The sequence below is a fragment of the Croceibacterium salegens genome, assembly GCF_009827435.1.
Taxonomy (GTDB): Bacteria; Pseudomonadota; Alphaproteobacteria; order Sphingomonadales; family Sphingomonadaceae; genus Croceibacterium_B; species Croceibacterium_B salegens.
Map to the genome: position 1 here is coordinate 43743 of NZ_WTYM01000029.1, position 21781 is coordinate 65523.

At 65.8% G+C, this 21781-nt stretch carries 24 protein-coding genes and 1 pseudogene; 8 read left to right on the forward strand and 17 right to left on the reverse strand.

What is annotated here, in order from left to right; all coding sequences use genetic code 11:
- The first annotated feature begins 1 nt into the window (after window position 1).
- Window positions 2-1432 carry an ArnT family glycosyltransferase gene (locus GRI89_RS03525; protein WP_159792256.1) on the forward strand — a complete coding sequence of 477 codons (1431 nt, stop codon included), beginning with the start codon at window positions 2-4 and terminating at the stop codon, window positions 1430-1432.
- A 110-nt stretch (window positions 1433-1542) separates the two neighbouring features.
- Complete coding sequence (locus tag GRI89_RS03530; RefSeq protein ID WP_159792258.1) at window positions 1543-3039, forward strand: ArnT family glycosyltransferase; 1497 nt, start codon at window positions 1543-1545, stop codon at window positions 3037-3039.
- On the opposite strand, the gene GRI89_RS03535 is transcribed toward GRI89_RS03530, so the two are convergent.
- Window positions 3036-3944 (reverse strand): DMT family transporter, encoded by a 909-nt coding sequence (locus GRI89_RS03535; protein WP_159792260.1) that lies wholly within the window; start codon window positions 3942-3944, stop codon window positions 3036-3038. The genes GRI89_RS03530 and GRI89_RS03535 overlap by 4 nt on opposite strands.
- Window positions 3945-4149: 205 nt before the next feature.
- Here GRI89_RS03535 and GRI89_RS03540 point away from each other — a divergent pair, with 205 nt between their 5' ends.
- Complete coding sequence (locus GRI89_RS03540) at window positions 4150-5670, forward strand: CpaF family protein (RefSeq protein WP_201290858.1); 1521 nt, start codon at window positions 4150-4152, stop codon at window positions 5668-5670.
- A gap of 148 nt (window positions 5671-5818) precedes the next feature.
- Here the strand turns inward: GRI89_RS03540 and GRI89_RS03545 are convergent, their stop codons facing one another.
- Complete coding sequence (locus GRI89_RS03545; RefSeq protein ID WP_159792262.1) at window positions 5819-6052, reverse strand: hypothetical protein; 234 nt, start codon at window positions 6050-6052, stop codon at window positions 5819-5821.
- Window positions 6053-6126: 74 nt separating this feature from the next.
- Between GRI89_RS03545 and GRI89_RS03550 the strand changes: the two genes are divergently transcribed.
- The 3 genes from GRI89_RS03550 (at window position 6127) to GRI89_RS03560 (ending at window position 7460) form a co-directional block, all read left to right on the forward strand.
- Complete coding sequence (locus GRI89_RS03550) at window positions 6127-7044, forward strand: DMT family transporter (protein ID WP_328598066.1); 918 nt, start codon at window positions 6127-6129, stop codon at window positions 7042-7044.
- Between the two features lie 71 nt (window positions 7045-7115).
- The gene (locus GRI89_RS03555) at window positions 7116-7247 is read left to right on the forward strand and encodes an entericidin A/B family lipoprotein (RefSeq protein ID WP_159792266.1); all 132 of its coding nucleotides are present in this window, start codon (window positions 7116-7118) and stop codon (window positions 7245-7247) included.
- An 84-nt stretch (window positions 7248-7331) separates the two neighbouring features.
- Window positions 7332-7460: an entericidin A/B family lipoprotein gene (locus tag GRI89_RS03560; protein ID WP_159792268.1), complete on the forward strand. Its 129-nt coding sequence runs from the start codon at window positions 7332-7334 to the stop codon at window positions 7458-7460.
- Window positions 7461-7502: 42 nt separating this feature from the next.
- Here GRI89_RS03560 and GRI89_RS03565 read toward each other — a convergent pair whose 3' ends face one another.
- The 11 genes from GRI89_RS03565 to GRI89_RS03615 form a co-directional block, all read right to left on the reverse strand.
- A complete protein-coding gene (locus GRI89_RS03565; protein ID WP_328598067.1) occupies window positions 7503-8099 on the reverse strand; it encodes a DUF938 domain-containing protein in 597 nt (198 codons plus the stop codon).
- Window positions 8096-8785 (reverse strand): NAD(P)H-binding protein, encoded by a 690-nt coding sequence (locus GRI89_RS03570; RefSeq protein WP_159792270.1) that lies wholly within the window; start codon window positions 8783-8785, stop codon window positions 8096-8098. Before GRI89_RS03570 ends, GRI89_RS03565 begins: the two co-directional genes overlap by 4 nt.
- Complete coding sequence (locus tag GRI89_RS03575; protein ID WP_159792272.1) at window positions 8778-9938, reverse strand: deoxyguanosinetriphosphate triphosphohydrolase; 1161 nt, start codon at window positions 9936-9938, stop codon at window positions 8778-8780. The genes GRI89_RS03570 and GRI89_RS03575 overlap by 8 nt, the downstream gene beginning before the upstream one ends.
- A gap of 69 nt (window positions 9939-10007) precedes the next feature.
- Window positions 10008-10703, reverse strand: coding sequence for an aspartate/glutamate racemase family protein (locus GRI89_RS03580; RefSeq protein WP_159792274.1), 696 nt, complete (start codon window positions 10701-10703; stop codon window positions 10008-10010).
- Window positions 10704-10792: 89 nt separating this feature from the next.
- Window positions 10793-12376, reverse strand: coding sequence for an NAD(P)(+) transhydrogenase (Re/Si-specific) subunit beta (locus GRI89_RS03585; protein WP_159792276.1), 1584 nt, complete (start codon window positions 12374-12376; stop codon window positions 10793-10795).
- Window positions 12373-12681: a proton-translocating transhydrogenase family protein gene (locus GRI89_RS03590; protein ID WP_159792278.1), complete on the reverse strand. Its 309-nt coding sequence runs from the start codon at window positions 12679-12681 to the stop codon at window positions 12373-12375. The genes GRI89_RS03585 and GRI89_RS03590 overlap by 4 nt, the downstream gene beginning before the upstream one ends.
- On the reverse strand, window positions 12681-13154 hold the full coding sequence (locus tag GRI89_RS03595) for an endonuclease domain-containing protein (RefSeq protein WP_328598068.1): 474 nt from the start codon (window positions 13152-13154) through the stop codon (window positions 12681-12683). Before GRI89_RS03595 ends, GRI89_RS03590 begins: the two co-directional genes overlap by 1 nt.
- A gap of 73 nt (window positions 13155-13227) precedes the next feature.
- Window positions 13228-13725, reverse strand: coding sequence for a VOC family protein (locus GRI89_RS03600; RefSeq protein ID WP_159792282.1), 498 nt, complete (start codon window positions 13723-13725; stop codon window positions 13228-13230).
- The gene (locus GRI89_RS03605; RefSeq protein ID WP_159792284.1) at window positions 13722-14540 is read right to left on the reverse strand and encodes a hypothetical protein; all 819 of its coding nucleotides are present in this window, start codon (window positions 14538-14540) and stop codon (window positions 13722-13724) included. The genes GRI89_RS03600 and GRI89_RS03605 overlap by 4 nt, the downstream gene beginning before the upstream one ends.
- Window positions 14537-15658 carry an NAD(P) transhydrogenase subunit alpha gene (locus tag GRI89_RS03610; protein ID WP_159792286.1) on the reverse strand — a complete coding sequence of 374 codons (1122 nt, stop codon included), beginning with the start codon at window positions 15656-15658 and terminating at the stop codon, window positions 14537-14539. The genes GRI89_RS03605 and GRI89_RS03610 overlap by 4 nt, the downstream gene beginning before the upstream one ends.
- Before the next feature lie 23 nt (window positions 15659-15681).
- The gene (locus GRI89_RS03615) at window positions 15682-15804 is read right to left on the reverse strand and encodes an aa3-type cytochrome c oxidase subunit IV (RefSeq protein ID WP_159792288.1); all 123 of its coding nucleotides are present in this window, start codon (window positions 15802-15804) and stop codon (window positions 15682-15684) included.
- Window positions 15805-15985: 181 nt separating this feature from the next.
- On the opposite strand from GRI89_RS03615, the gene GRI89_RS03620 reads away from it, so the two are divergent.
- Window positions 15986-17404: a sigma-54-dependent transcriptional regulator gene (locus GRI89_RS03620; protein WP_159792290.1), complete on the forward strand. Its 1419-nt coding sequence runs from the start codon at window positions 15986-15988 to the stop codon at window positions 17402-17404.
- On the opposite strand, the gene GRI89_RS03625 is transcribed toward GRI89_RS03620, so the two are convergent.
- Together GRI89_RS03625 and folP are read right to left on the reverse strand one after the other, a co-directional pair.
- Complete coding sequence (locus GRI89_RS03625; protein ID WP_159792292.1) at window positions 17401-17754, reverse strand: hypothetical protein; 354 nt, start codon at window positions 17752-17754, stop codon at window positions 17401-17403. The genes GRI89_RS03620 and GRI89_RS03625 overlap by 4 nt on opposite strands.
- 102 nt (window positions 17755-17856) lie before the next feature.
- Window positions 17857-18981, reverse strand: coding sequence for a dihydropteroate synthase (folP, locus tag GRI89_RS03630; protein ID WP_159792294.1), 1125 nt, complete (start codon window positions 18979-18981; stop codon window positions 17857-17859).
- Window positions 18982-19318: 337 nt separating this feature from the next.
- Here folP and GRI89_RS03635 point away from each other — a divergent pair.
- Window positions 19319-19633 (forward strand): annotated as a pseudogene (locus GRI89_RS03635) (GIY-YIG nuclease family protein).
- 96 nt (window positions 19634-19729) lie between these two features.
- On the opposite strand, the gene GRI89_RS03640 reads toward GRI89_RS03635, so the two are convergent.
- Together GRI89_RS03640 and GRI89_RS03645 are read right to left on the reverse strand one after the other, a co-directional pair.
- Window positions 19730-20851 (reverse strand): site-specific DNA-methyltransferase, encoded by a 1122-nt coding sequence (locus tag GRI89_RS03640; RefSeq protein WP_159792296.1) that lies wholly within the window; start codon window positions 20849-20851, stop codon window positions 19730-19732.
- Window positions 20852-21107: 256 nt separating this feature from the next.
- A complete protein-coding gene (locus GRI89_RS03645; protein ID WP_159792298.1) occupies window positions 21108-21425 on the reverse strand; it encodes a YadA C-terminal domain-containing protein in 318 nt (105 codons plus the stop codon).
- Window positions 21426-21781 lie beyond the last annotated feature (356 nt).

The following is a 21781-nucleotide window of genomic DNA, read 5'->3' on the forward strand; positions in this document are numbered from 1 at the left end:
AATGACGGGGCGCATAGCCGCGCTCTGGCCGTTTGCGCTCATTGCCCTCGTCGCCTTCGCCAGCCGCATGGTGTGGTTTGGCGATCCGGTGGCCGACACCGACGAGCAGCTCTATTCGCTGATCGGCGCGCACATTTTGCAGGGGCAACTGCCCTTCGTCGACCTGTGGGACCGCAAGCCGTTCGGACTGTTTGCGCTGTTCGCCCTCGCCCATGCCATCGGTGGGCCGGGGCCAGCGGCTTACCAGGTGCTTGCCGCTGCGTTCGTCGCCCTTGGCGGCTGGCTGGTCTACGCCCTCGCCCGCCCGCTGTCCAACAAGGTGACGGCGACCGGCGCAGGCCTACTCTATCCGCTGCTGGTCTACGCCTACGCCGCCTTCTCCGCGCAGAGCGAGGTATTCTTCATTCCGCAGATGCTGGGAATGCTCGTCCTGCTCCGCGACCGGCCCGGCGATACCAGGCACGCCGCGCTCGCGATGTTGCTCGGCGGGCTCGCGCTGCAGGTGAAGTACACCGTTGCCCCGCAATGCCTGTTCCTCGGTTGCGTGGCGCTTTGGCCGCATCGGCGGGACGCACTGCCGCGGCTGCTGGCGCGCGCCGCGGGCTACGCCCTGCTCGGACTGCTGCCGACGCTGGCGGTGGCCGCGCTCTATGCCGCGCTGGGGCATTTCGACGAGTTCTTCTATGCCAACTTCGTGTCGATCTTCGAGCGCCTGCCACTCGACACCGGCCGCTTCGACCCGCGCTTCCTCAGGGCCTGCGCCCCGCTGGCATTGCTGGCCGCTGGCGGAGTCTATGCCGCGTGGCGGCTCAACCCGCCCGCGCGGCACGACCACTACAAGCTGATCGCCGGCTGGAGCATGTCGGTCCTTGTCGGGATCTTCATGACCAGCAGCGTCTACATCCACTACTTCGCCGCCTTTGCGCCGGCCGCGATCCTGCTCGCCCTGCCACTGCTCGACGTACGATCGCGCGCGCGCTGGATACCGCTGGCCCTGGTGCTGGCGGCAGGAACCGCCCTGCTCAACATCCCGCTGCATAGCCGCGATACGCGCGAGGAGCGCGAAGGGGTCGAGCAACTTGCCGCCATGGTCGCGCCGCATGTCGGGAGGAGCCGCGATTGCCTGCTGATGTTCGACGGGCCGACGGCGCTCTACCGGATGACCGGGAGCTGCCTGCCCGGCCGTTTCGTCTATCCCGACCACCTCAACAACGCGCTCGAGGAGCCGGCGCTGGGCACCAGCCAGGCGAGCGAAGTCGCGCGCATCCTCGCCGCCCGTCCGGGTGCGATCGTCACTGCCGACAGCAGCGTAACGGCGCAGAGCAAGGCATCGACCGCGCTGGTCGAACAGGCCATCGCGCAGGATTACCACCCGCTCGGCAGCGTAACTTTCCGCCACCGCACCTTCCGCGCTTGGGGCCGCAACGACTAAGACCGGGGACGTCCGCATCGGCCGGGATTCCACCGCTGCCGCGGCTCGGCTACTAAGCGAATAATTAACCATCCTGCCACAAACCGGCCGGCACTCACGCGGAGATCATTTTGGACGCCACGACAACGATCGCGCCGTCGGTCAGGCGGCAGGCAGCCTCGCGCATCCCGCGCGACTGGTTCGCCGCGGGCGCGTTGCTGCTGGTCCTGGTCGCGACGCGCGGCTTCTGGTTCGGCGATCCGGTCGCCGACTTCGACGAGCAGATCTACAGCCTGATAGGCTGGCGCATGACGCATGGCGACCTGCCCTACGTCGAGATCTGGGACCGCAAGCCGTTCCTGCTCTACGCGATCTACTTCGTAGCGCACGGACTGTTCGGCCCGAGTGCGGCCGCCTACCAATTTCTGGCGTCGCTCTCCGCCTTCGCCGGGGCCTGGCTGGTCTACAAACTGTCGTGCGAACTGGTCGACCGGGCCTCGGCAACAGTCGCGGGATCGCTCTACCTCATGCTGATGGCCGCCTACGGCAGCTATTCGGGCCAGAGCGAGATCTTCCACACGCCACTGATGCTGTCGATGCTGTGGCTCCTGCGCGACTGGCGCCGCCCCGATGCCGCAAAGCGCGCGATGGCCGCGATGCTGATCGGCGGGATTGCATTGCAGGTGAAATACACGGTCCTGCCGCAATGCGCGTTCTTCGGCGCATGGGCGCTGCTCGGACAGTGGCGGGCGGGTACGAAGCTTCCTGGCCTTGTTCGCCTTGCCGCGATTTTTGCGGCGCTCGGCGTGCTGCCGACCGTGCTGGTCGCCGCGTTTTACGCGGCCGTCGGGCATTTCGACGAATTCTGGTTCGCCAATTTCGTCAGCTTCTTTGAGCGTGAGCCGGCCTTCTACGGGCGCCTCCAGCCGGGCCAGCTCTTCGCCACGCTGCCGTTGATGATCCTGGTCTTTCCGGGGCTCTATGCCGCGCTCCGCCTCAACCCGCCGCGGGTGCGCGAGACCTACCTGCTCTACTGCGCGTTCCTCGTCGCGTCGCTGGCGACGGTGCTGCTGCCCTCGACGGTCTATCTCTACTACTACGGCGCACTCGTCCCCGCCGCGGTATTGGTGGCGCTGCCGATCATCGACCGCACCTCGCCGGGCAGGTTCGTGCTGCCGCTGATGCTGCTGGCAGGCGCAGTCTACATCCTCAACTTCCCCAATCGCATCGAGCATTCGCGGAGCGAACGCCGGGTCGAGGCGCGCCTGTCCGACGCGATCCGCCCCTACGTGAATGCGACCGACAAGTGCCTCTACGTGTTCGACGGGCCCGGGGCGCTCTACCGGTCGACCGGCACCTGCATCCCCACGCGCTTCGCCTATCCCGACCACCTCAACAACAATCTCGAGCGCCGCTCGCTCGGGGTCGACCAGCGGGCCGAGCTGGCGCGCATCCTCGCCACCCGGCCCACGGTGATCGTCACGGCGAACAAGTTCATGACCCCGCAGCGCAAGGAAAACCTCGCGACGATCCGCCGGGTGACAAGCGAGGACTACCGCCCGCTGACGACCGTGGCGCTGCACCACCGCCAGATCACCGCCTGGGTGCTGAAGGACGAGACGCCCTAGTCCGGGCGCGGTATCGCCGGTTCGGCGCGGACCCGGCCCTCGTACCAGAGGTAGAGGCCGGCCCCGATGATGATCACCGCGCCGAGCAATGCGGTCACATCGGGCCTGTCACCGAAGAAGGTCCAGCCGAGCCCCGTCGCCATCAGCAACTGACCGTAGGTCATCGGCGCGACCGTCCCGGCCCCGGCCTTCACCGTACCCATGAAAATCAGCCACTGCGCCAGCGTCGCCGACAGACCGATGAAGGCGCAGCGCGCGATAATGGTCCAGTCGGGCGCGGTCACCCGGAAGTTGTTCGGCCCGGCGACATGCATGACGACCGTCGCCACGAACAGGAACAGCATGGCCGTGACCGACATGTAGTACTGCATGGCGAGGATACTCGCCCGGCCGGTGACCTTGCGATTGGCGATGATCGTCACCGCCATCCCGATCGCCCCCATCAGCGGGAACAGCACGGCGAATCCCTGTGTGTCGAAGCTCGGACGCAGTACTATGATGACCCCGCCGAAAGCGACGGCCGTTGCGATCCACGTCGAGGTTCTTGCCCGCTCGCGCAGGAAGATCGTCGCCAGCACGGCTGTGATGATCGGCTGGGTGAAGGCGATCGTCGTCGCTTCCGCCAGCGGCATGATCCACACTGCCAGGAACATGCCGATCGCCGAACAACTGATCGCCACGCCGCGCAGCCATTGCAGCCGGTCTCGCGGCAGGCGCAGCGCGCCGATCCCCTCGCTCCGCGCGAGCAGGAAGGCGAGCAGCGCAGTGCCCACGACGTAACGGGTCGCCGCCATCGCGGGAGCCGGCCATGCCCCGGCCATTCCCTTGATGATCGCATCGCCGATGGACAGCGTGCAGAAGCCGGCGAGTGCGTAAAGAAGCCCAGCCCTGTCAGAACTTTGCATTACTTCGGGCGCCCTCTCGACATTCCTGAACGCGGCTTAGGGGTTGCCCGGACTCCCGGCAACGGGCGCGCTCCCGAATCGGGACAAATTTAGGAGAAAATCAAGCTTTGCGATTTATTCACCAAGCTCATTGGGGGAATGGCCGTCCGGCAACGGGCACCGATCCCCTGATTAACGCTGCTGGATCATCGCAAGAGGCACAATAATGAGCGCATTCGGACGCAAGAACGGTGGCATGTCGCCGGGTGCACGCCCGAGCTTCGGTGTCGCCCGCCCGATGAAGGGCGGCGGCGGAGCGCCCAAGGAAAAGGGCGGCGACCAGTTCCCTCCCCTGCCCGGTGGCGACGCTCCGATGCCCGACATGGGTGGCGGTGGCGGCGGCATGCAGGCGAACAAGGCCGATGCGCTGACCCGCCTCGCGGACCGTTCCAACGCGGTCCACGAGCAGACCGAGATCGGCGGCTTCGAAGCCAGCGTCCACAAGATCAAGGAACAGGTGCTCCCGCGCCTGCTCGAACGCGTCGACCCGGAAGCGGCCTCCACGCTGACCAAGGAAGAGCTCTCCGAAGAGTTCCGCCCGATCATCATGGAAGTGCTGGCCGAGCTCAAGGTCACGCTCAACCGGCGCGAACAGTTCGCGCTCGAAAAGGTCCTGATCGACGAGCTGCTCGGCTTCGGCCCGCTCGAAGAGCTGCTCAACGACCCCGACGTGTCCGACATCATGGTCAACGGCCCGGACCAGACCTACATTGAAAAGAAGGGCAAGCTGACGATCGCGCCGATCCGGTTCCGCGACGAACAGCACCTTTTCCAGATCGCCCAGCGCATCGTGAACCAGGTCGGCCGCCGCGTCGACCAGACCACGCCGCTGGCCGACGCCCGTCTCAAGGACGGTTCGCGTGTGAACGTCATCGTGCCGCCGCTCTCGCTGCGCGGCACCGCGATCTCGATTCGTAAGTTCTCCGAGAAGCCGATCACCATCGACATGCTCAAGGACTTCGGCTCGATGAGCGACAAGATGGCGACCTGCCTCAAGATCGCCGGCGCCTGCCGCATGAACGTGGTCATCTCGGGTGGTACCGGTTCGGGCAAGACGACCATGCTCAACGCCCTGTCGAAGATGATCGACCCGGGCGAGCGCGTGCTGACCATCGAGGACGCGGCCGAACTTCGCCTGCAGCAGCCGCACTGGCTGCCGCTCGAAACGCGTCCGCCGAACCTCGAAGGCCAGGGCGCCATCACCATCGGCGACCTCGTGAAGAACGCCCTGCGTATGCGTCCTGACCGCATCATCCTGGGCGAAATCCGCGGCGCGGAGTGTTTCGACCTCCTCGCCGCGATGAACACCGGCCACGACGGTTCGATGTGTACGCTTCACGCCAACAGCCCGCGCGAGTGCCTCGGCCGTATGGAAAACATGATCCTGATGGGCGACATCAAGATCCCGAAGGAAGCCATCAGCCGCCAGATCGCCGAATCGGTCGACCTGATCGTGCAGGTGAAGCGCCTTCGCGACGGTTCGCGCCGCACGACCAACATCACCGAGGTGATCGGGATGGAAGGCGACGTGATCGTGACCCAGGAGCTCTTCGCGTTCGAGTATCTCGACGAGACCGACGACGGTAAGATCCTCGGCGAATTCCGCGCCTCGGGCCTGCGTCCCTACACGCTGGAAAAGGCGCGCCAGTTCGGCTTCGACCAGGCGTATCTGGAGGCGTGTCTCTGACACGCCTTACGCACGCCCATCCGGGCGCGCGATATCCTCGGGTGGCCTCTGGCCTTCTACGAATCCCGGGCAGGCAAGCTGCCCTCGCTGCGGGCGCGCGTTCGCGCTTGCGGCGCCTTTGGCGCCGTTCGTGCCGCTGGAGAGGTTCCTACTTTCCGCCCATCCACCCGCTGACAGCCACGGCCATCAGCACCATCCCGGCGAACAGGGTCAGCGCGGAAAGGTCGCGCCAGGGCACCCAGCCGACCGCGTCGATCGACGTGCGCTTCATGCGCCTGCGATCGCCGAGAAACGCGACCAGCGAGAGCAAGAGCAGCCCCCCGCCCCACATGGCGAAGATCGTCGCGTCGCTGGCGAAGCGGATGAAATCGGGAAGCTTCATCGGCGCGCATATGGGCGTGGTTTTCGCCTTCGACAACGCTTGAACCCACGCGACATCGGCCTATGCCCGATGGCGTGAACGGGGCCCCGAATCACGACCGGCCGTTACTGGCGCTGATCATCCGGCTTGGCGCGATTGCCGGGCTGGCGACGATGTCCGCGCTGATCAAGATGGCCGGCGAACACGGGGTCCATGTCGCCGAGATCATGTTCTGGCGGCAGGCGACTTCGATCCCGTTGCTGCTCGGCTGGGCAGCGCTGACCGGCGGGATCGCACAGCTCAGGACCGACCGTCCGGGCCGCCACTTCCTGCGCGCCTTCTACGGCACCATCGGCATGACGCTCAATTTCGGCGCGGTGATCCTCCTGCCGCTGGCCGAGGCGACGACGATGAACTTCACCGCGCCGATCTGGGCGGTTATTCTCGCCACCCTGCTGCTCAAGGAGCGGCCCGGCGTGTGGCGCTGGTCGGCGGTGACGGCCGGCTTCGTCGGCATCCTGCTGATCGCCCAGCCGGGCAGCGGGCACATCCCGCTGGAAGGCGCCGCGGTGGCGCTTGGCGGGGCCTTCATGATCGCGCTGATCTCGATCCAGATCGCCGACCTCAACAAGACCGACAAGCCGCTCTCGATCGTGTTCTACTTCGCGCTGTTCAGCGTCCCGATGGTCGCGGTGGCCATGCCCTTCGTCTACCATTCGCACGACCTCGCCACCTGGGGGCTGCTGCTGGCCATCGGCGTCACAGGCCTCATCGGCCAGCTCCTGCTGACCGCGGCGCTACGCTTCGGCCGCGTCTCGAGCGTGATCGTGATGGACTATTCGGCACTGTTCTGGGCGACGCTCTACGGATGGTGGCTGTTCGATCGACTGCCACCGGCGAGCACCTGGCTCGGCGCTCCGATCATCATCGGCGCCGGGCTCGTCATCGCCTGGCGCGAGCATCGCCTGTCGCGTCCCAACCTCAGGGACGTGGCGCGAGTCGAAGGAACCTAAGCAAGGCCGCCGTGTTTTTCCGGACAACAGGGTCTTGAAAGAAGCCGACCAAACCGTTGAAGGAAAACAAAATGGCAAGGAAGTTGCTCATCGCCCTCGCGGCCGGTGCCATCGCCCTCACCGCCACCGCCTGCAACACCGTGAAGGGTGTGGGCCAGGATATCGAATCCGTGGGCCAGGCAGGCGACGACGCGATCCATTAATCGACCGGCAGGGTCGACGCGTCTAGCAGGAGCCAGAAATCGGGCGATCCATGCCTGAGTCGTCTTTTTCTGGAAGGTATTTCGATGGTCAAGAAGCTGGTTGTTGTGCTGCTCGCCGGTGCTGTCTGCATGACCGCCACCGCCTGCAACACGGTCAAGGGCCTCGGCCGCGACATTGAGTCCGTCGGCGAAGCGGGCGACCGCGCGATCTGACGGACAAGCCGCGAACCCAGCACCCGCCCCATCGGGCGGGTGCTACGCGTTCTTGCGGTAGACCAGCGTAAGGTTGTTGGCCGGCATGGCCACCCGGCGGGTGCGTTCGAACCCGCGCGCCGCCGCTTCCGCATCGAGCCACCCGAGCTGGCGCAGGCCCCACGCCGAATTGCGCGACTTCAGGCTGGCATCGAAATCGAGATTGCTCGGCACAGTCTCGACATCGTCTTCCAAATAGGGGCCGTAGAAGACTAGGGGTGCGCCGTCGGGAAGCAGGTCGCCGGCTCGGTCCAGCAGGCCAAGCGTGGCCGCGACCGGGCTAATGTGGACCATGTTGATGCACACGATGGCATCGGCGTTTTCAATCGGCCAATCGCTCTTGCCGGCATCGAGTTGCCGCGGCGGGAGAACGTTGCCCAGCCCCTCGTGCTCGCGCCATGCGGCGATCGATTCCAGCGCATCGCTGTCAGGGTCGCTTGGCTGCCAGTAAAGCTGCGGGAAGCGGCGCGCGAAATGGACCGCGTGCTCGCCGGTCCCGCTGGCGATTTCCAGCACCAGCCCCGAGGCCGGCAATTCCTCCGCCAGCACTTTGGCAATCGGCTCGCGGTTGCGCGCGGCGGCTGGAGCCTGTCGCCTCACGATGCGCCGTCGAGGCGGCGGGCGAGGCGCACGATGCCGTCGCTGTCGTGGAGGAACGTGCCGCGCGCCTTTTCGCGCGTTGCCTGGAGCGCCGCCAGCGCCACCTGTCGCGCATCGATGGCGCGGTATTGCCGCTTCGAGCCGGTCAGGACGAGGTTGGTCAGCGGGCTGGCGATGATGCCGAGCCGCTCGGCGATGCGCCTGTCGGACGTGCGCGGACCGCGCAGCAGACCGGGGCGCAGGATGTCGAGGCGGTGGAAACCTAGCTTGCGCAGCCGCGCTTCGACCTCGCCCTTCACGCGCAGGTACAACGCCTTGCTGCCGGGGTTGGCCCCGACCGAGGAGACGAACACGAAGTTGCGCACGCCCGCCGTCACCGCGGCACGGGCGACGCGCAGGACCAGCTCTTCGTCAACCTGCCGGAACGCCGCCTCGTCGCGCCCGGACTTGCGCCATGTGGTGCCGAGCGCGCAGATCGCCGCTTCGGGAGCGATCAGGGCAATCGCCTCGTCCCAGCGCGGCGGCTCGGAAACCATCATCTCCATCCGCGCCCCGGGCGGCATTGGCGCCTCCCGCCGGGTCAGCGCGACGAGACGCAGGTCGCTGCGCCCGACGGCCGCCTCCATCACGCGGGTGCCGACGAGGCCGGTCGCTCCGACCAGGAGAATGCGCGGCACGTCAGACATTCGAGAGGCCTTGCGGGGTCTGGCCGTAGACCTTGCGATAGCTGTCGATGGCGTAGCGGTCGGTCATCCCGGCGATGAAATCGGCGACGTGGCGACCGCGGCCCGGCTCGCCCGGCGGCATGGTCATGCGCCAGCTTTCGGGCAGCAGCTTCTCATCCTGGTGGTAGCCGGCGAAGAGCCGCGCGATCACGTCGCGAGCCCGCGTCGCCGTCTCCTTCTGCTGCTCGTGGTGGTACATGTTGGCGTACATGAAGCGCTTCAAAGTGCGTTCTTCCAGCGCCATTCCGACCGAAAACGCCGCCAAAGGTTCCGGAGCAGCGCGGACCTCGTCGGCCGACCCGACGCCCTTGATCCGCTCGCGCGTGGTCTCGATCACGTCGTTGACCATCAGCCCGATCTGCCCGCGCACCAGTTCGCGCAGCAAGGCCGCCGGACTGGCGCCATGAAAGCGCGCCTCGATCCGCTTCCACTGGTCGCGGACGAAATCGAGTTCGAGCAGCTGGTCGAGTTCGAGGATCCCCGCGCGCAGCCCATCATCGATGTCGTGGTTGTCGTAGGCGATGTCGTCGGCCAGCGCGGCGACCTGCGCCTCGAGCGAGCCCTGCGTACCCAGGTCGAGCGAATAGGCGCTGTCGAGTTCCTCCAGCGCCCAGTGGGGCCTGTCGACCGGTCCGTTGTGCTTGGCGAGCCCTTCGAGCAGTTCCCAGCTCAGGTTGAGTCCGGGATGGCTGCAGTAGGGGCTGTCGAGCCGCATCACGGTGCGCAGGCAATGCTCGTTGTGATCGAATCCGCCGCGCGCCTCCAGCGCTGCTTCGAGAGCCTCTTCACCGGCGTGACCGAAGGGTGGGTGGCCGATGTCGTGGGCGAGGCACAGCGCCTCGGTCAGGTCCTCGTCGAGACCCAGTTCGCGGGCGATGACCCGGCCGATCTGCGCGACTTCGAGGCTGTGCGTAAGGCGCACCCGGTAGTGGTCGCCATCGGGGGCGATGAAGACCTGCGTCTTGCCCGCCAATCGGCGGAAGGCAATTGAATGGAGGATGCGGTCGCGGTCGCGCTGGAATTCGCTGCGCGGCCCCCGCGCGCCGACGCGATCCTCGACGAATTCGCGCCCGCGCGATGCGTTCGGATCGCTGGCGTAGGAGGCGCGGTTCATGCGGCGCGGGGTAGGCGGCACAGCGGTCAAAGACAACGGGAACGGGTCGGGAACGCGGGCGGAAAGCCCTCAATCTTCGCCCAAAATCCACTCCGCCGCCAGCTTCGCGTGGATTCGCGTGCTGTCGTAGATCGGCAGGACGTTGGCATCGACATCGACCACACGGTCGAGCTCGGTCGAGGCGAGGACGATGGCCTTGGCCCCGTCCTGCTCCATTTGCGTGATCATGGTCTTGAGCGCGCGCTCCGCACCGCGTGTCACCTTTCCGATCATCAGCTCGTCGTAGATGATCCGGTCGAGCGTCTCGGCGTCTTCCATGTTCGGCGGCAGCAGGTCGATGCCGTGCGCGACAAGGCGGCGGCGGAAGAAGCTCTCGGTCATCACGTTGCGTGTGCCGAACAAAGCGGCCGACTTGACCCCGTCGGCGGCCATCTTTTCGCCCACCGCCTCGGCGATGTGGAAGACCGGTACGTCCACGCCGGCGGCCACCTTGTCGTAAACCTTGTGCATCGCGTTGGCGGCGATCACCAGCGCGCCCGCGCCGGAGCGTTCGAGGTTGCGCCCGGCCTCGATCAGGACCTCGGTTGCCCGGGCCCATTCCTCGGGATCCTGCAGGCGATAGAACTGCGAGAAATCGACGCTCTCGATGGCCAGCGGCGCGCTGTGCCTGCGGTCGGTGCGAGCCTGCACCTGGCGGTTGATTTCCTCGTAATAGCTACGGGTCGAAACCCAGCTGATCCCCCCGATGATTCCGAGCTTGCGCAATACCGTACTTCCTCATTCGACCATGCGGCGCCGGTCGAATTTCCCTCGACCCGAGCCGCGCCCTGGCGCGAATGGTCCCGTGCCGCGGCTCAGGCGTCAAGCGCCTTGTTGATATCCTCAACCATCTTCTTGGCATCGGCCAGCAGCATCATGGTCTGGTCCATGTAGAAGACGTCGTTGTCGACGCCCGCATAGCCCACGCCGCCCATGCTGCGCTTGATGAAGAAGACCTGCTTGGCCTTGTCGACGTCGAACACCGGCATGCCGTAGATCGGGCTGCCCTTGTCGGTCTTGGCCGCCGGATTGACCACGTCGTTCGCGCCGATGATGAAGGCGACATCGGCCTGCGCGAACTCGGAATTGATGTCCTCCAGCTCGAAGACCTCGTCGTAGGGCACGTTGGCCTCGGCCAGCAGCACGTTCATGTGCCCGGGCATGCGGCCCGCCACCGGGTGGATGGCGTACTTCACCTCGACGCCCTTTTCCTTGAGCAGGTCGGCCATCTCGCGCAGCGCGTGCTGCGCCTGCGCCACCGCCATGCCGTAGCCGGGGATGATGATGACCTTCTCGGCCTGTTCGAGCATGTAGGCGGCGTCTTCGGCGCTGCCCGACTTGTAGGGCCGCTGCTCACCGCCACCGGAGGAGCTGGACGAGGCGTCCGCCCCGAACCCGCCGGCGATGACCGAGATGAAGCTGCGGTTCATAGCCCGGCACATGATGTAGCTGAGGATCGCACCCGAAGAGCCGACCAGCGCGCCGGTGATGATCATCGCGGTGTTGTGCAGCGTGAAGCCCATCGCCGCCGCCGCCCAGCCCGAGTACGAGTTGAGCATCGAGACGACGACCGGCATGTCCGCCCCGCCGATCGGGATGATCAGCAGGAAGCCGATGGCGAAGGCGAGCGCGACGACGACCCAGAACAAGGGGTTCTCGCCTGGTCCGCCGACCGGCGAATGGGTGAACATCACGGTCAGGATCAGGATCGCGGCCAGCGTGCCGAGATTGATCCAGTGCCGCGCCGGTAGCAGGATCGGCGCGCCGCTCATGTTGCCGTTCAATTTGGCGAAGGCGATGACCGAACCGGAGAAGGTGATCGCGCCGATCGCCGCGCCGAGCGTCATCTCGATCCGGCTCACCGGCAGGATATCGCCGCTCACTCCGAGGATGCCAAAGGCGTCGGGATTGAGGAAGGCGGCGACGGCGACTAGCACCGCAGCGAGGCCGACGAGCGAGTGGAACGCCGCGACGAGTTGCGGCATCGCGGTCATGGCGATGCGCCGCGCGGTCGTCAGGCCGATGATCGCGCCGATAGCGATGGCGGCGAGGATTTCGCCGAAGGATGCCCAATCTGGGCCAAAATGCTGGAAACTCTCGCCTGAAGTAACGATTGTATCGCCGTAGAACAGCTCGCCCGGAAAGTGCGTGACCAGCGTCGTCACCACGGCGATCAGCATGCCGATCATGCCGTAGCGGTTGCCCGCCCGGCTGGTCGCCGGGCTCGACAATCCGCGCAGCGCGAGGATGAACAGCACGCCTGCCGCGAGATAGGCCACCGCGACCCACGGGTTCACAGCGTGCGCCGTCTCCGCAACCGCGCCGACGATCGAGCGACCGCTCTCGTCGGTAAACTGGAATTCGCTGCCTTGTGGCACGACGAGGTCGGACGTGCTCATGCCTCACCTCCGGCCTTGGGCGCAGCTTTTTCCTTCTTCTTGTACATCGCCAGCATGCGCGCGGTGACCGCGAAACCGCCGAAGATGTTGACGCTCGCCAGCGTGACCCCGAGCAATCCGAGCCACTTCGCGGCGGGAGTACCCGCCGCCGCCGCCGCGATCAGCGCCCCGACGATGATGACCGAGGAAATCGCGTTGGTCACCGCCATCAGCGGCGTATGCAGCGCCGGGGTGACCGACCAGACGACGTAGTAGCCCACGAAGCAGGCCAGCACGAAGATCGATAGGATACTGATGAAGTCCATTACCTTGCCTCCCCGGTACGGGGAGGGGGACCGTCCGCAGGACGGTGGAGGGGACTCGCTACCCGCGCAGCGATAGCTTCTGCGGTACCATCCGCATCGGCCATCACACGGGCCGCGGCCACGCGCAGCACCCTGAACCCGTTTTCTCTCAGAAATCTCGACCGCTTGTCGTCTTGCATGGGGCCGCTGCCCATCTCGTGTGAAATGCCATCGACCTCGATCACGAAACGCTCGGACAGACAACAAAAGTCGACGATGTAGTCGCCCACCGGATGCTGCCGTCGGAATTTGAAGCCATTCGGCCGCTGGCGCAGTCGCTGCCATAACAAGCGCTCGGGTGCGCTCATGTTGCGACGCAGTTGGCGTGCGCGCTTGACCGTTGGCCTGGCTATGAACCGAGAATCTCCTCCACCGCGCTTTGCGCGGTCCCCCTCCCCGTACCGGGGAGGCTGAAGGGCTTCACGTTCCCTCACAACTTTTGCGCGATGAGGTTGCCCGCTGCATCAGCGAGAAGGGAACCCGCAGCTCGCGCTGGCCACAACATCATCAATTCCCCTCCCCGCCCTGCTTCACCTCGACCAGTTCGATGGGATTGCCTTCGGGGTCCATCACGAACATCACCCTGATACCGAGCGGCGCGACGTCGGTGATATCGACATCGGGCGTAATGTCCTTGGCCGCGAGCGCCGCCTTGGTCGCCTCGAGGCTGGCCACTTCCATCATCAGCTGGCCCGGGCCGCGCACCAGGAGATGCGACGGTGGCGGGCCACGTTCCGGACCGGGCTTCGAATCCGCCATCTGGACGAGTTCGATCCCTTGGGTGCCGTTCTTCAGCCAGCGGAAATGCATCGCATCGCCCAGCGGCACGTCCTTAACCACCTCGAAGTCGAGCACGTCGGTAAAGAACCTGGTCTCCGCCTCGATGTCGGCGACCGACAGGGCCGACATGAAATGCTTGAGCTCGATCGGTGTGGCATCCTCGGCCTGCGCCGGGACTGCGAGCGCCACGAGCGAGGCGACGGCGGTAACTGTCAGCAACTTCATCCTTCGGTCCCATCTTCTTCTTGCTCGCCTGTGGCGAGGAATGTTGGCAGCGCATCGACCACCGCAAAGCTGCCGCCGCTCTCCCCCATCAGCAGGGCCTGGCTATCGGGAGAGATCACAATTCTGGCCTGCTCGCCGGTAACCTCGAGGAACTCAAACCGGGCGTTGAGCACCGTGAGAGTGCTACCGGTGCGCTCGTTCCTCGCGACGCCCAGCACCGGCTTGCCGGATCCGTTGTCGAAGCTCACGTCGACCCGCGCCTTGGCCGCCTCACGCTTGCCGTTGAGCTGGAAGGTGAAGCGAAAGGCCGAGGGGAATGCCGCACTGTCGAGTGCGGCGTATGCCCCGCCCCCCTGCAGGTTGACGGCACTCTTCAGGTCACCGCTCGGTGCCAGTGCGCTGCCGTACTTGTCGAACACGCTGAACGCCGCATCGAAGCGCCTGTCGCCGTCGCGATCGACGAAGCATGGCCGCTTATCGAGTGCGGGGATGAACAGCGACTTGGCGACATTGCCGGGCGAACGATCCTTGACCGTGCAGTAGGCCTGCCGACCATCGTCCTGGAAAACGCGAAACAGCGGCGTATCGGCGGCGAAAGTCTTGCCGTCCTGCGTGACTGCCGCCTCGGACAGCCGAACTGCCTTCAACGGCTGGAGCTGTTGTTCGAGGATGACGTCATTGAACGCCACCGTCCGCTCCCCGGTCGCGGTGGTCGGACTGAGACGCCACATCGAATAAAGCTTTTCGGCATGCGCCGGGGTAGCGACACCGGCCAGCATTGCCACTGTCGCCAACGCTGCAATCGAAAGCTTCACCCTTTGAGCCTTTCGTTGACCACCGCGCCGCCCTGCGTCAGCCGCACGGCGTCGCCAATTTCCTCGTCGAGCACCGGTTTGCCGGCTTCCTTGTCCCAGAAGGCCGAGAGGAAGTTGTAGAGGTTTCGGCTGAACAGCGCGCTCGCGTCGGCGGCGAGGTGGTTGGCTGTGTTCGAATAGCCGATGATCTTGACGCCGTGTTTCTCGACGACCTGGTCGGGCGCCGAGCCCTCGACGTTGCCGCCCTGCGCCACCGCGAGGTCGAAGATCACGCTGCCCGGGCGCATCGTGGCGATCTGCGCGTCGCTGATCAGACGCGGCGCGGCGCGGCCGGGGATCAGCGCGGTCGTGATGACGATGTCCTGCTTGGCGATGTGCGAGCTGACCAGTTCGGCCTGCGCCTTCTGGTATTCCTCGCTCATCTCGGTGGCATAGCCGCCGCTGCCTTCACCCTCGATGCCGGCGACGCTTTCGACGAAAATGGGCTTGGCGCCGAGCGACTTGATCTGCTCCCTGGTTGCCGAGCGCACGTCGGTCGCCGAAACCTGCGCGCCGAGCCGCTTGGCGGTGGCGATAGCCTGCAGGCCCGCAACGCCGACGCCCATAACGAAGACCTTCGCCGCCGAGATCGTGCCCGCGGCGGTCATCATCATGGGGAAGGCGCGGCCGTAAACGTTCGCGGCAGCCAGCACCGCCTTGTAGCCGGCGAGGTTCGACTGGCTGGAAAGGACGTCCATCGACTGCGCGCGGGTGATGCGCGGCATGAATTCCATCGCCAGCGCCTCGAGCCCTGCCTTGGCATAGGCGTCGACGCGGGCACGATTGCCGAACGGGTCGAAGGTGGCCGCGACCCAGGCACCCTTGTCGGCCCCTTTCAGGTCACCGGGATCGGGTGCCTGCACGGCGAGCACGATGCCCGCGCCCTTGAGGGCTGCGGCGGCGCTGCCGACCTCGGCCCCCGCTTCGCTGTAGGCTGCATCGGAAATTCCGGCACCGGCACCGGCGCCCGCTTCGACCGCTACGGTGGCGCCGAGCGCGATGAATTTCTTGACCGTCTCGGGAGTGGCGGCAACGCGACACTCGCCCGCGGCCCTCTCCCTCAGAACCGCGATCCGCATCTGCCTCCCCCCTCAGGCAACGATCAGGAAATGATGAAGATCACGAAGAGCGCGATCAGCGCAATGAGCGGGACGGACCATTTCAGCAGCCCAATGAAACTTCCGTAAGTTCCCTCGTGCGCCTTCATGTCGTTTGCCGAAGCCATTTGCTGCATCCTGTCAGTTGAACCTTTGCCCCCTGCTCTAGAGTGACGCCGGAACGTACTCAAGCCCCTCCTGAGCGGGGTGCCGGGGAAGGATGTGGTGCTTAATCGGCTCTTTACTCCTCTCGGCTAGGGTTTGCCGAAGATACAGCGGGTTCGCATTCTAAGGCACACAGGGGAGCGCATGGCCGAACAGGAAGAACGCCTGTTGATGCTTATCGACGACGAGCCGGCACAGAGCCGGCTGATCTCTGCGCTCACCGCGCGGGAGGGCTGGCGCACGCTCGTCGTCAAGGATTCGGAGACAGCGATAGCCACGCTCGGCACGCGGCAGGGCATGCAGCTGTCCGCGATCATCCTCGACCAGTGGGTCCCGGGTGACGACGCCTGCCAGCTGATCGCCGAACTCAAGGAACGCCGGCCCGCCCTGCCGATCCTGATGCTGACGACCAGCGCCAGCCCGCTGCTCGCGGTCGAGGCGATGCGCGCCGGGGCCACCGACTACCTCGTCAAGCCCGTCGCTCCCGACCGGCTGATGCAGGCGCTGCGCAATGCCACCACGCGCGAGACGCCCAAGGACGAACTCACCCCGCTGACCGAAAAGATGCCCGCCGATCTCGACTTCGATTCGATGATCGGCACGGCGCCACCCTTCCGCGATGCGCTGGCCAAGGCGGCCAAGGCGGCCCGCGGCCATGGGCCGGTGCTGATCGAGGGCGAAAGCGGCACCGGCAAGGAAATGCTGGTCCGCGCCATGGTCGCGGCATCGCCTCGTACCAAGGCCCCGTTCCGCATCGTCAACGTGCGCAGCATTCCGGCCAACTCGATCGAGTCGGTGCTTTTCGGACACGAGAAGAACTCATTTCCCGGCGCGTTCGACCGCCAGGTCGGTGTGCTGCAGAACCTCGATGGCGGCACAGTGGTGTTTGACGAGGTCGACCGACTCTCACCCGAGTTGCAACAGCGACTGAGTGAGGCGCTGACCAAGCGCAGCATTCGACCAATCGGCGCAAAGCATTCGTTCAAGGTCGACCTGCGCGTCATCGCCACGAGCAACTTTCCGCTGACCGATCTCGTCGCGACAGGCAACTTTTGCGCCGACCTGCTCGATGTGCTGGCCGGGGCCCGAGTGGTCCTGCCGCCGCTCCGCGACCGGACCAGCGACATTCCCGCCCTCACCCGTCACTTCCTCGGACGCATCGGCGAACAGCCGGGGCTGCGCGAACTCGGCATCACCGAACCGGCGCTCAAGCTGCTCAGCGCCTTCGACTGGCCGGGCAACGTCCGCCAGCTCCAGGCGGTGCTGTTCCGCGCCGCGGTGTTCTGCGATGGTGCGGCACTGACCGCGGGCGATTTCCCACAGCTCTCGCAGCTGCTCGGAGAATTCGACGGGCCGGCATCGCAGGGTACCGAGGGCGTCGGCGTCCAGCTCTACACCCCGGACGGCAACCTGCGCCCGCTCGAGGAAATCGAGGCGGACGTGATCCGCCTCGCGATCGGCCACTACCGCGGCCGGATGACCGAGGTCGCCCGGCGGCTCGGGATCGGACGGTCGACCCTCTACCGCAAGCTCGGCGACCTCGGGATAGAGAACGCGGCTTAGTAACCGCGCTCGATCGTCACCGACGGCGTGCGGTATCCGCGCTCGGCCATTTCCTTGATGTAGTGCGTGCGCTCGTGGCGCAGCTCGTGGCCGTATTCGTCCCACGCGTCGCGATAGTCCTCGGCGTCGCTGACGCGGCGCAGGTCGCTCGCAAGCTCTTTCTGCGCCTCGGTGACGTTGATCCGGTAGTCGAACCACAGGTGGTTCTCGATCCCGGCGATCGGGCTGGTCAGGATCAGCGACTCTTCGTGCTGGGCGCGGACCTGCTCGAAGGGGATGCCCTCGACCGCGGCATGGGCGGTACCGGCGACGGCAATCAGCGCCAGGGCGGAAATCGCAAGGTTTTTCATCGTTCTACTCCTCATATCTTCCCGCCGGTGAGCAGCGGGTCGTGAGGAAAACGGCTCTGGGCTGAGGTTTAATCCACGCCCCATCGCAAAAAATGCACGGAATCAGTCGGCCAGAGCGGAAAAGTCGGTCAGCGCCGCGTCGCGCAGCCCGCGCCAGACATTGCGCGCCTGCACCGTCTCGAAGACGTCGTGGACTCGCAGCAACTGGTATCCGGCGTCCATCCCGACCTGCGCCAGCGCCAGCGAACCGCCGAGCCGCTGGTGCGCCGGAGCCTCGTTGCTGAGCGCGCCGATGGTCCGCTTGCGGCTCGCCCCGAGCAGCAAAGGCTGTCCGAGCGCATGGAACAGCGGGAGCGCGTTGAGCAGCGCGAGGTTGTCGGCCACCGACTTGCCGAAGCCGATGCCCGGGTCGAGGATCACGTTCTCGCGCCTGATCCCGCCCGCCACCGCCCGGTCGCGCGCTTCGGCCAGCCAGTCGAACACGTCGAACACGACGTTGCCGTATTTCGCATCGTTGTGGAGGTCGCCCGCCACCTCGCCGCTCGGCCCCGGTGCGTGCATCAGGATCACCGGCTTGTCCGAAGCAGCGGCGAACTCGAGGCTGCGCGGATCGTGGCGCAGGGCGGAAACGTCGTTGATGATCTGCGCGCCTGCCGACAGCGCCGCCTCCATCACCGCCGGGCGGCGCGTGTCGATGCTGACCGCCGCGCCCATCGCCACGCAGTGTTCGACTGCCGGGACGACGCGCTTGAGTTCGTCACCCTCCCACACGGCAGCCGCTCCGGGCCGGGTACTCTCGCCGCCGATGTCGATGATCGCCGCGCCCGCCTCGTGCATGGCGGCGGCGTGCTCGTTGGCGGCGTCCTCGTTGTCGAGGAATTGTCCGCCGTCGGACATTGAGTCCGGGGTGACGTTGAGCACCCCCATGACCTGCGGCTGGTCGAGCCGCACCGTCCGCTCGCCAAGCTCCAACGGCGGATGCGCCATCCGCAGGTTGCCCCACTGCCGCTCGCCCTCCTCGGCCAGCGCATCGGGCAAGCCTGCAAGGACGCCCGCGATGGTCGCCGACGTTGCCAGCTCGCGCCGCGTCACCTTGCCCCCGGCGGCGACCATGACGGCGAACTCGCGGGCATAGGCCATGCCCCCGGCCAGCCGCACCGCCTCGCCTTCGAAGGCCTGCGGCGAAGGAGCGAGGGTCAGCGGCTGGATGTAAATTCGGTCGGTCAAGCCTGCATCCTGTTCCTGCGCGCGACACCGCATAACGGCCCGGCGTGAATCGTCCAAATGTCAGTCAAATGTCACCCCGGAAGGCGCCACGAGGTTGACAGGTTGACAGTGTCCTGGGGCAAAACTCCGGGCCTCGCGCAGGACCGCGGGCAAACCGGTGCGATCGCATTCGATTTGTGCTGTCCAGCCATGCGATCGGTGCTGGCACATCCGCCACCTTGTAGGACAGCAAAAACTTGCACCGCCGGGTAGCGGACGCTTTCCAACCCTTCCGTCGGCCCGTGCTCGACACGGGCCAAGGCTCTCTTTTCGAACAACATTTCGCCATTCTCGATGCATGCAAAAGGGCGGCTGGCTTGACATCATGGCGAACCGATACCGCGGCGGCATGTACGTCGGGGTTACGGCCGACCTCATTCACCGTGCTTGGCAACATCGAGAAGGAAAAGGTTCGCAGCATGTCGCCGAAACCGGCAAAACTCGCCTTGTCTACGCCGAGCGGCACGAGGAAATTGAACCGGCGATAGCGCGCGAGAAGCTCGTCTAGAAGTGGCGAAGGGAATGGAAGTTCGCTCTCATCGAGGCGGATAATCCGGACTGGAACGACCTGTGGGACGAGTGGTTCGCCGACAGCGCTCCGCCGCAAGAATAGCCTTGCCCCGTGTCGAGCACGGGGCGACGATGAAGTTTGCGCACCAGTTTCCCGTCGGCCCGTGCCTGACACGGGCCAAGGCTTCTCCCGGCCCGCTCAGTCCTCCACGGCCAGCAGGTACATCTGCCGCGCTGCGTCGATCGGCTTGACCTCGCCGTCGCGTTCCATGTGCCAGAAGGTCCAGCCGTTGCAGCTCGGCGCGCCCTGCAGGGTCTTGCCGACGTGGTGGATCGAGCCGGTCTCCTTGCCGCTCTCGAGAGAGCCGTCGGCGCGCACGGTGGCGCGCCATTGGCGCTTCTTGTCGAACAGTTCGGTTCCCGGCGGGATCAGCCCGGCTTCGACCACCGCACCGAAGGCGACGCGCGGCTGCTCCTTGCGGCTCTGCATCGTCGAGATCGCGCTTTCGTCGAGCGGAAGTTCCTTCTCGATCCGCTTGTAGGCGGCGTCGCGATAGCCCTGCTCGCGCTCGCAGCCGATCCATTGCCGGCCGAGCCGCTTGGCCACAGCGCCGGTCGTGCCGGTGCCGAAGAACGGGTCGAGCACGACGTCGCCCTTCTCGGTCGTCGCCAGCAGCACGCGGTAGAGCAGCGCCTCGGGCTTCTGCGTCGGGTGGACCTTGGTCCCGCCCTCCTTGAGCCGTTCCTGCCCCGAGCAGATCGGCAGAACCCAGTCGCTGCGCATCTGCAGCTCGTCGTTGAGCGTCTTCATCGCCCGGTAATTGAAGTGGTACTTGGCCTTCTCGCCCTGGCTAGCCCACAGCAGCGTCTCGTGCGCGTTGGTGAAGCGGGTGCCGCGGAAGTTGGGCATCGGGTTCGACTTGCGCCAGACGATGTCGTTGAGCAACCAGAAGCCGAGATCCTGCAGGATCGCGCCGACGCGGTAGATGTTGTGGTAGCTGCCGATGACCCACAGCGCCCCGTCGGGCTTGAGCACGCGGCGCGCCTCGGTCAGCCAGTCGCGCGTGAAATCGTCATAGGCCTTGAAGCTGTCGAACTGGTCCCAGTGATCGGTAACCGCGTCGACATGGCTGCCGTCGGGCCGGTTGAGATCGCCGCCGAGCTGCAGGTTGTAAGGCGGATCCGCGAACACGAGATCGACGCTTGCGGTCGGCAGCGAACGCATCGCCGCGACGCAGTCGCCCGGCAGGATGCGGCCGAGCGGCAGCACGACCTCGGGCGTACCGGCTTGCGCCGGGCGGATCTTGGTAAGCTGGCCCATTCGTAATTGCCCCCTTGAGTTATCCACAGGGTGAGTCCCTTGGAGTCCGAGGTCAAGCGGCATGTTTGCCGCACTTGGGCCTTAGCAGAATAAGGTTAACGCGGAACGAAAAGAGTCCGGCACAGGATATTGAGTCTCTTGGGGATTCGGGGACTCGATATCTTGTGGTGTGGCCGGGAAGACTCGGTTTTGCGATTGTCGGCGATTGTGCAGGCAAATGGGCGGGACCGCGGCGGCCCCGCCCGCTTGCAACCGGTCAGAAGATGCCCGCGACCCCTAGCGCGGCACCGGTGTTCTTGCCGCCCGAGTGCGAGACGTTGGCGGTGATCGTCACCGGCGCATCGATGTTGAGCCGGTGCGAAAGGCCGAGACTGAACGCCGTCTCGCCGCGGAAGGTCGAGCCGCGCAGGGCGTAGCCGGTCTGGCCCGGTTCGGGCGGGAACGGCGCCTCGGCCTGCGCCAGCGCGGTCGCCACGCCCTGCCGCATCTGCCGGCGGTCGGTCGCCACGAGGTCGAACAGCACATCGACCCGTCCGGTCAGCGCATCGAAGTGGGCATCGGTGACCGCGAACATAGCGGAGGCGAATACTTGCTTGTTGCGACCAATTGCAATCTCCCCGTTTCGGACAGCGCCAATGCGCGAGAGTGAGCAGGCTCAGTCCTCGCACATCAGCTTAAGAATGGAGCAATTCTACAATCTCAAACTCCGTTCGACTTCTTGGTGTCAACATGCAAGACGAGCTTCTTCTTGCCGGGCGGACAATGATCTGTTTTGTTCGCCGCTTCGAAAAACCCGAAGAGCCGTTTTGACATCAGTAAAACGCTGCGCGGCCTCATCGCTTTCCGGGCCGATTACCAAATAGCCGCGCCTTTGGAGGGCCTAGATCCGCAAATTGGATCCTCAGCCAGCGCGTCCAAGATTATGCTTCT

Excerpts from the sequence above, each read along its gene's own strand:
- GRI89_RS03575 (WP_159792272.1), bottom strand. The coding sequence starts at position 9,938 with ATGAACCGCGCCTCCTACGCCAGCGATCCGAACGCATCGCGCGGGCGC.
- GRI89_RS03620 (WP_159792290.1), top strand. The coding sequence starts at position 15,986 with ATGGCCGAACAGGAAGAACGCCTGTTGATGCTTATCGACGACGAGCCG.
- GRI89_RS03615 (WP_159792288.1), bottom strand. The coding sequence starts at position 15,804 with ATGGCTTCGGCAAACGACATGAAGGCGCACGAGGGAACTTACGGAAGT.
- GRI89_RS03645 (WP_159792298.1), bottom strand. The coding sequence starts at position 21,425 with ATGTTCGCGGTCACCGATGCCCACTTCGATGCGCTGACCGGACGGGTC.
- GRI89_RS03545 (WP_159792262.1), bottom strand. The coding sequence starts at position 6,052 with ATGAAGCTTCCCGATTTCATCCGCTTCGCCAGCGACGCGACGATCTTC.
- GRI89_RS03590 (WP_159792278.1), bottom strand. The coding sequence starts at position 12,681 with ATGGACTTCATCAGTATCCTATCGATCTTCGTGCTGGCCTGCTTCGTG.
- GRI89_RS03555 (WP_159792266.1), top strand. The coding sequence starts at position 7,116 with ATGGCAAGGAAGTTGCTCATCGCCCTCGCGGCCGGTGCCATCGCCCTC.
- GRI89_RS03570 (WP_159792270.1), bottom strand. The coding sequence starts at position 8,785 with ATGTCTGACGTGCCGCGCATTCTCCTGGTCGGAGCGACCGGCCTCGTC.
- GRI89_RS03640 (WP_159792296.1), bottom strand. The coding sequence starts at position 20,851 with ATGGGCCAGCTTACCAAGATCCGCCCGGCGCAAGCCGGTACGCCCGAG.
- GRI89_RS03610 (WP_159792286.1), bottom strand. The coding sequence starts at position 15,658 with ATGCGGATCGCGGTTCTGAGGGAGAGGGCCGCGGGCGAGTGTCGCGTT.
- GRI89_RS03540 (WP_201290858.1), top strand. The coding sequence starts at position 4,150 with ATGAGCGCATTCGGACGCAAGAACGGTGGCATGTCGCCGGGTGCACGC.
- GRI89_RS03625 (WP_159792292.1), bottom strand. The coding sequence starts at position 17,754 with ATGAAAAACCTTGCGATTTCCGCCCTGGCGCTGATTGCCGTCGCCGGT.
- GRI89_RS03585 (WP_159792276.1), bottom strand. The coding sequence starts at position 12,376 with ATGAGCACGTCCGACCTCGTCGTGCCACAAGGCAGCGAATTCCAGTTT.
- GRI89_RS03560 (WP_159792268.1), top strand. The coding sequence starts at position 7,332 with ATGGTCAAGAAGCTGGTTGTTGTGCTGCTCGCCGGTGCTGTCTGCATG.
- GRI89_RS03600 (WP_159792282.1), bottom strand. The coding sequence starts at position 13,725 with ATGAAGTTGCTGACAGTTACCGCCGTCGCCTCGCTCGTGGCGCTCGCA.
- GRI89_RS03535 (WP_159792260.1), bottom strand. The coding sequence starts at position 3,944 with ATGCAAAGTTCTGACAGGGCTGGGCTTCTTTACGCACTCGCCGGCTTC.
- GRI89_RS03525 (WP_159792256.1), top strand. The coding sequence starts at position 2 with ATGACGGGGCGCATAGCCGCGCTCTGGCCGTTTGCGCTCATTGCCCTC.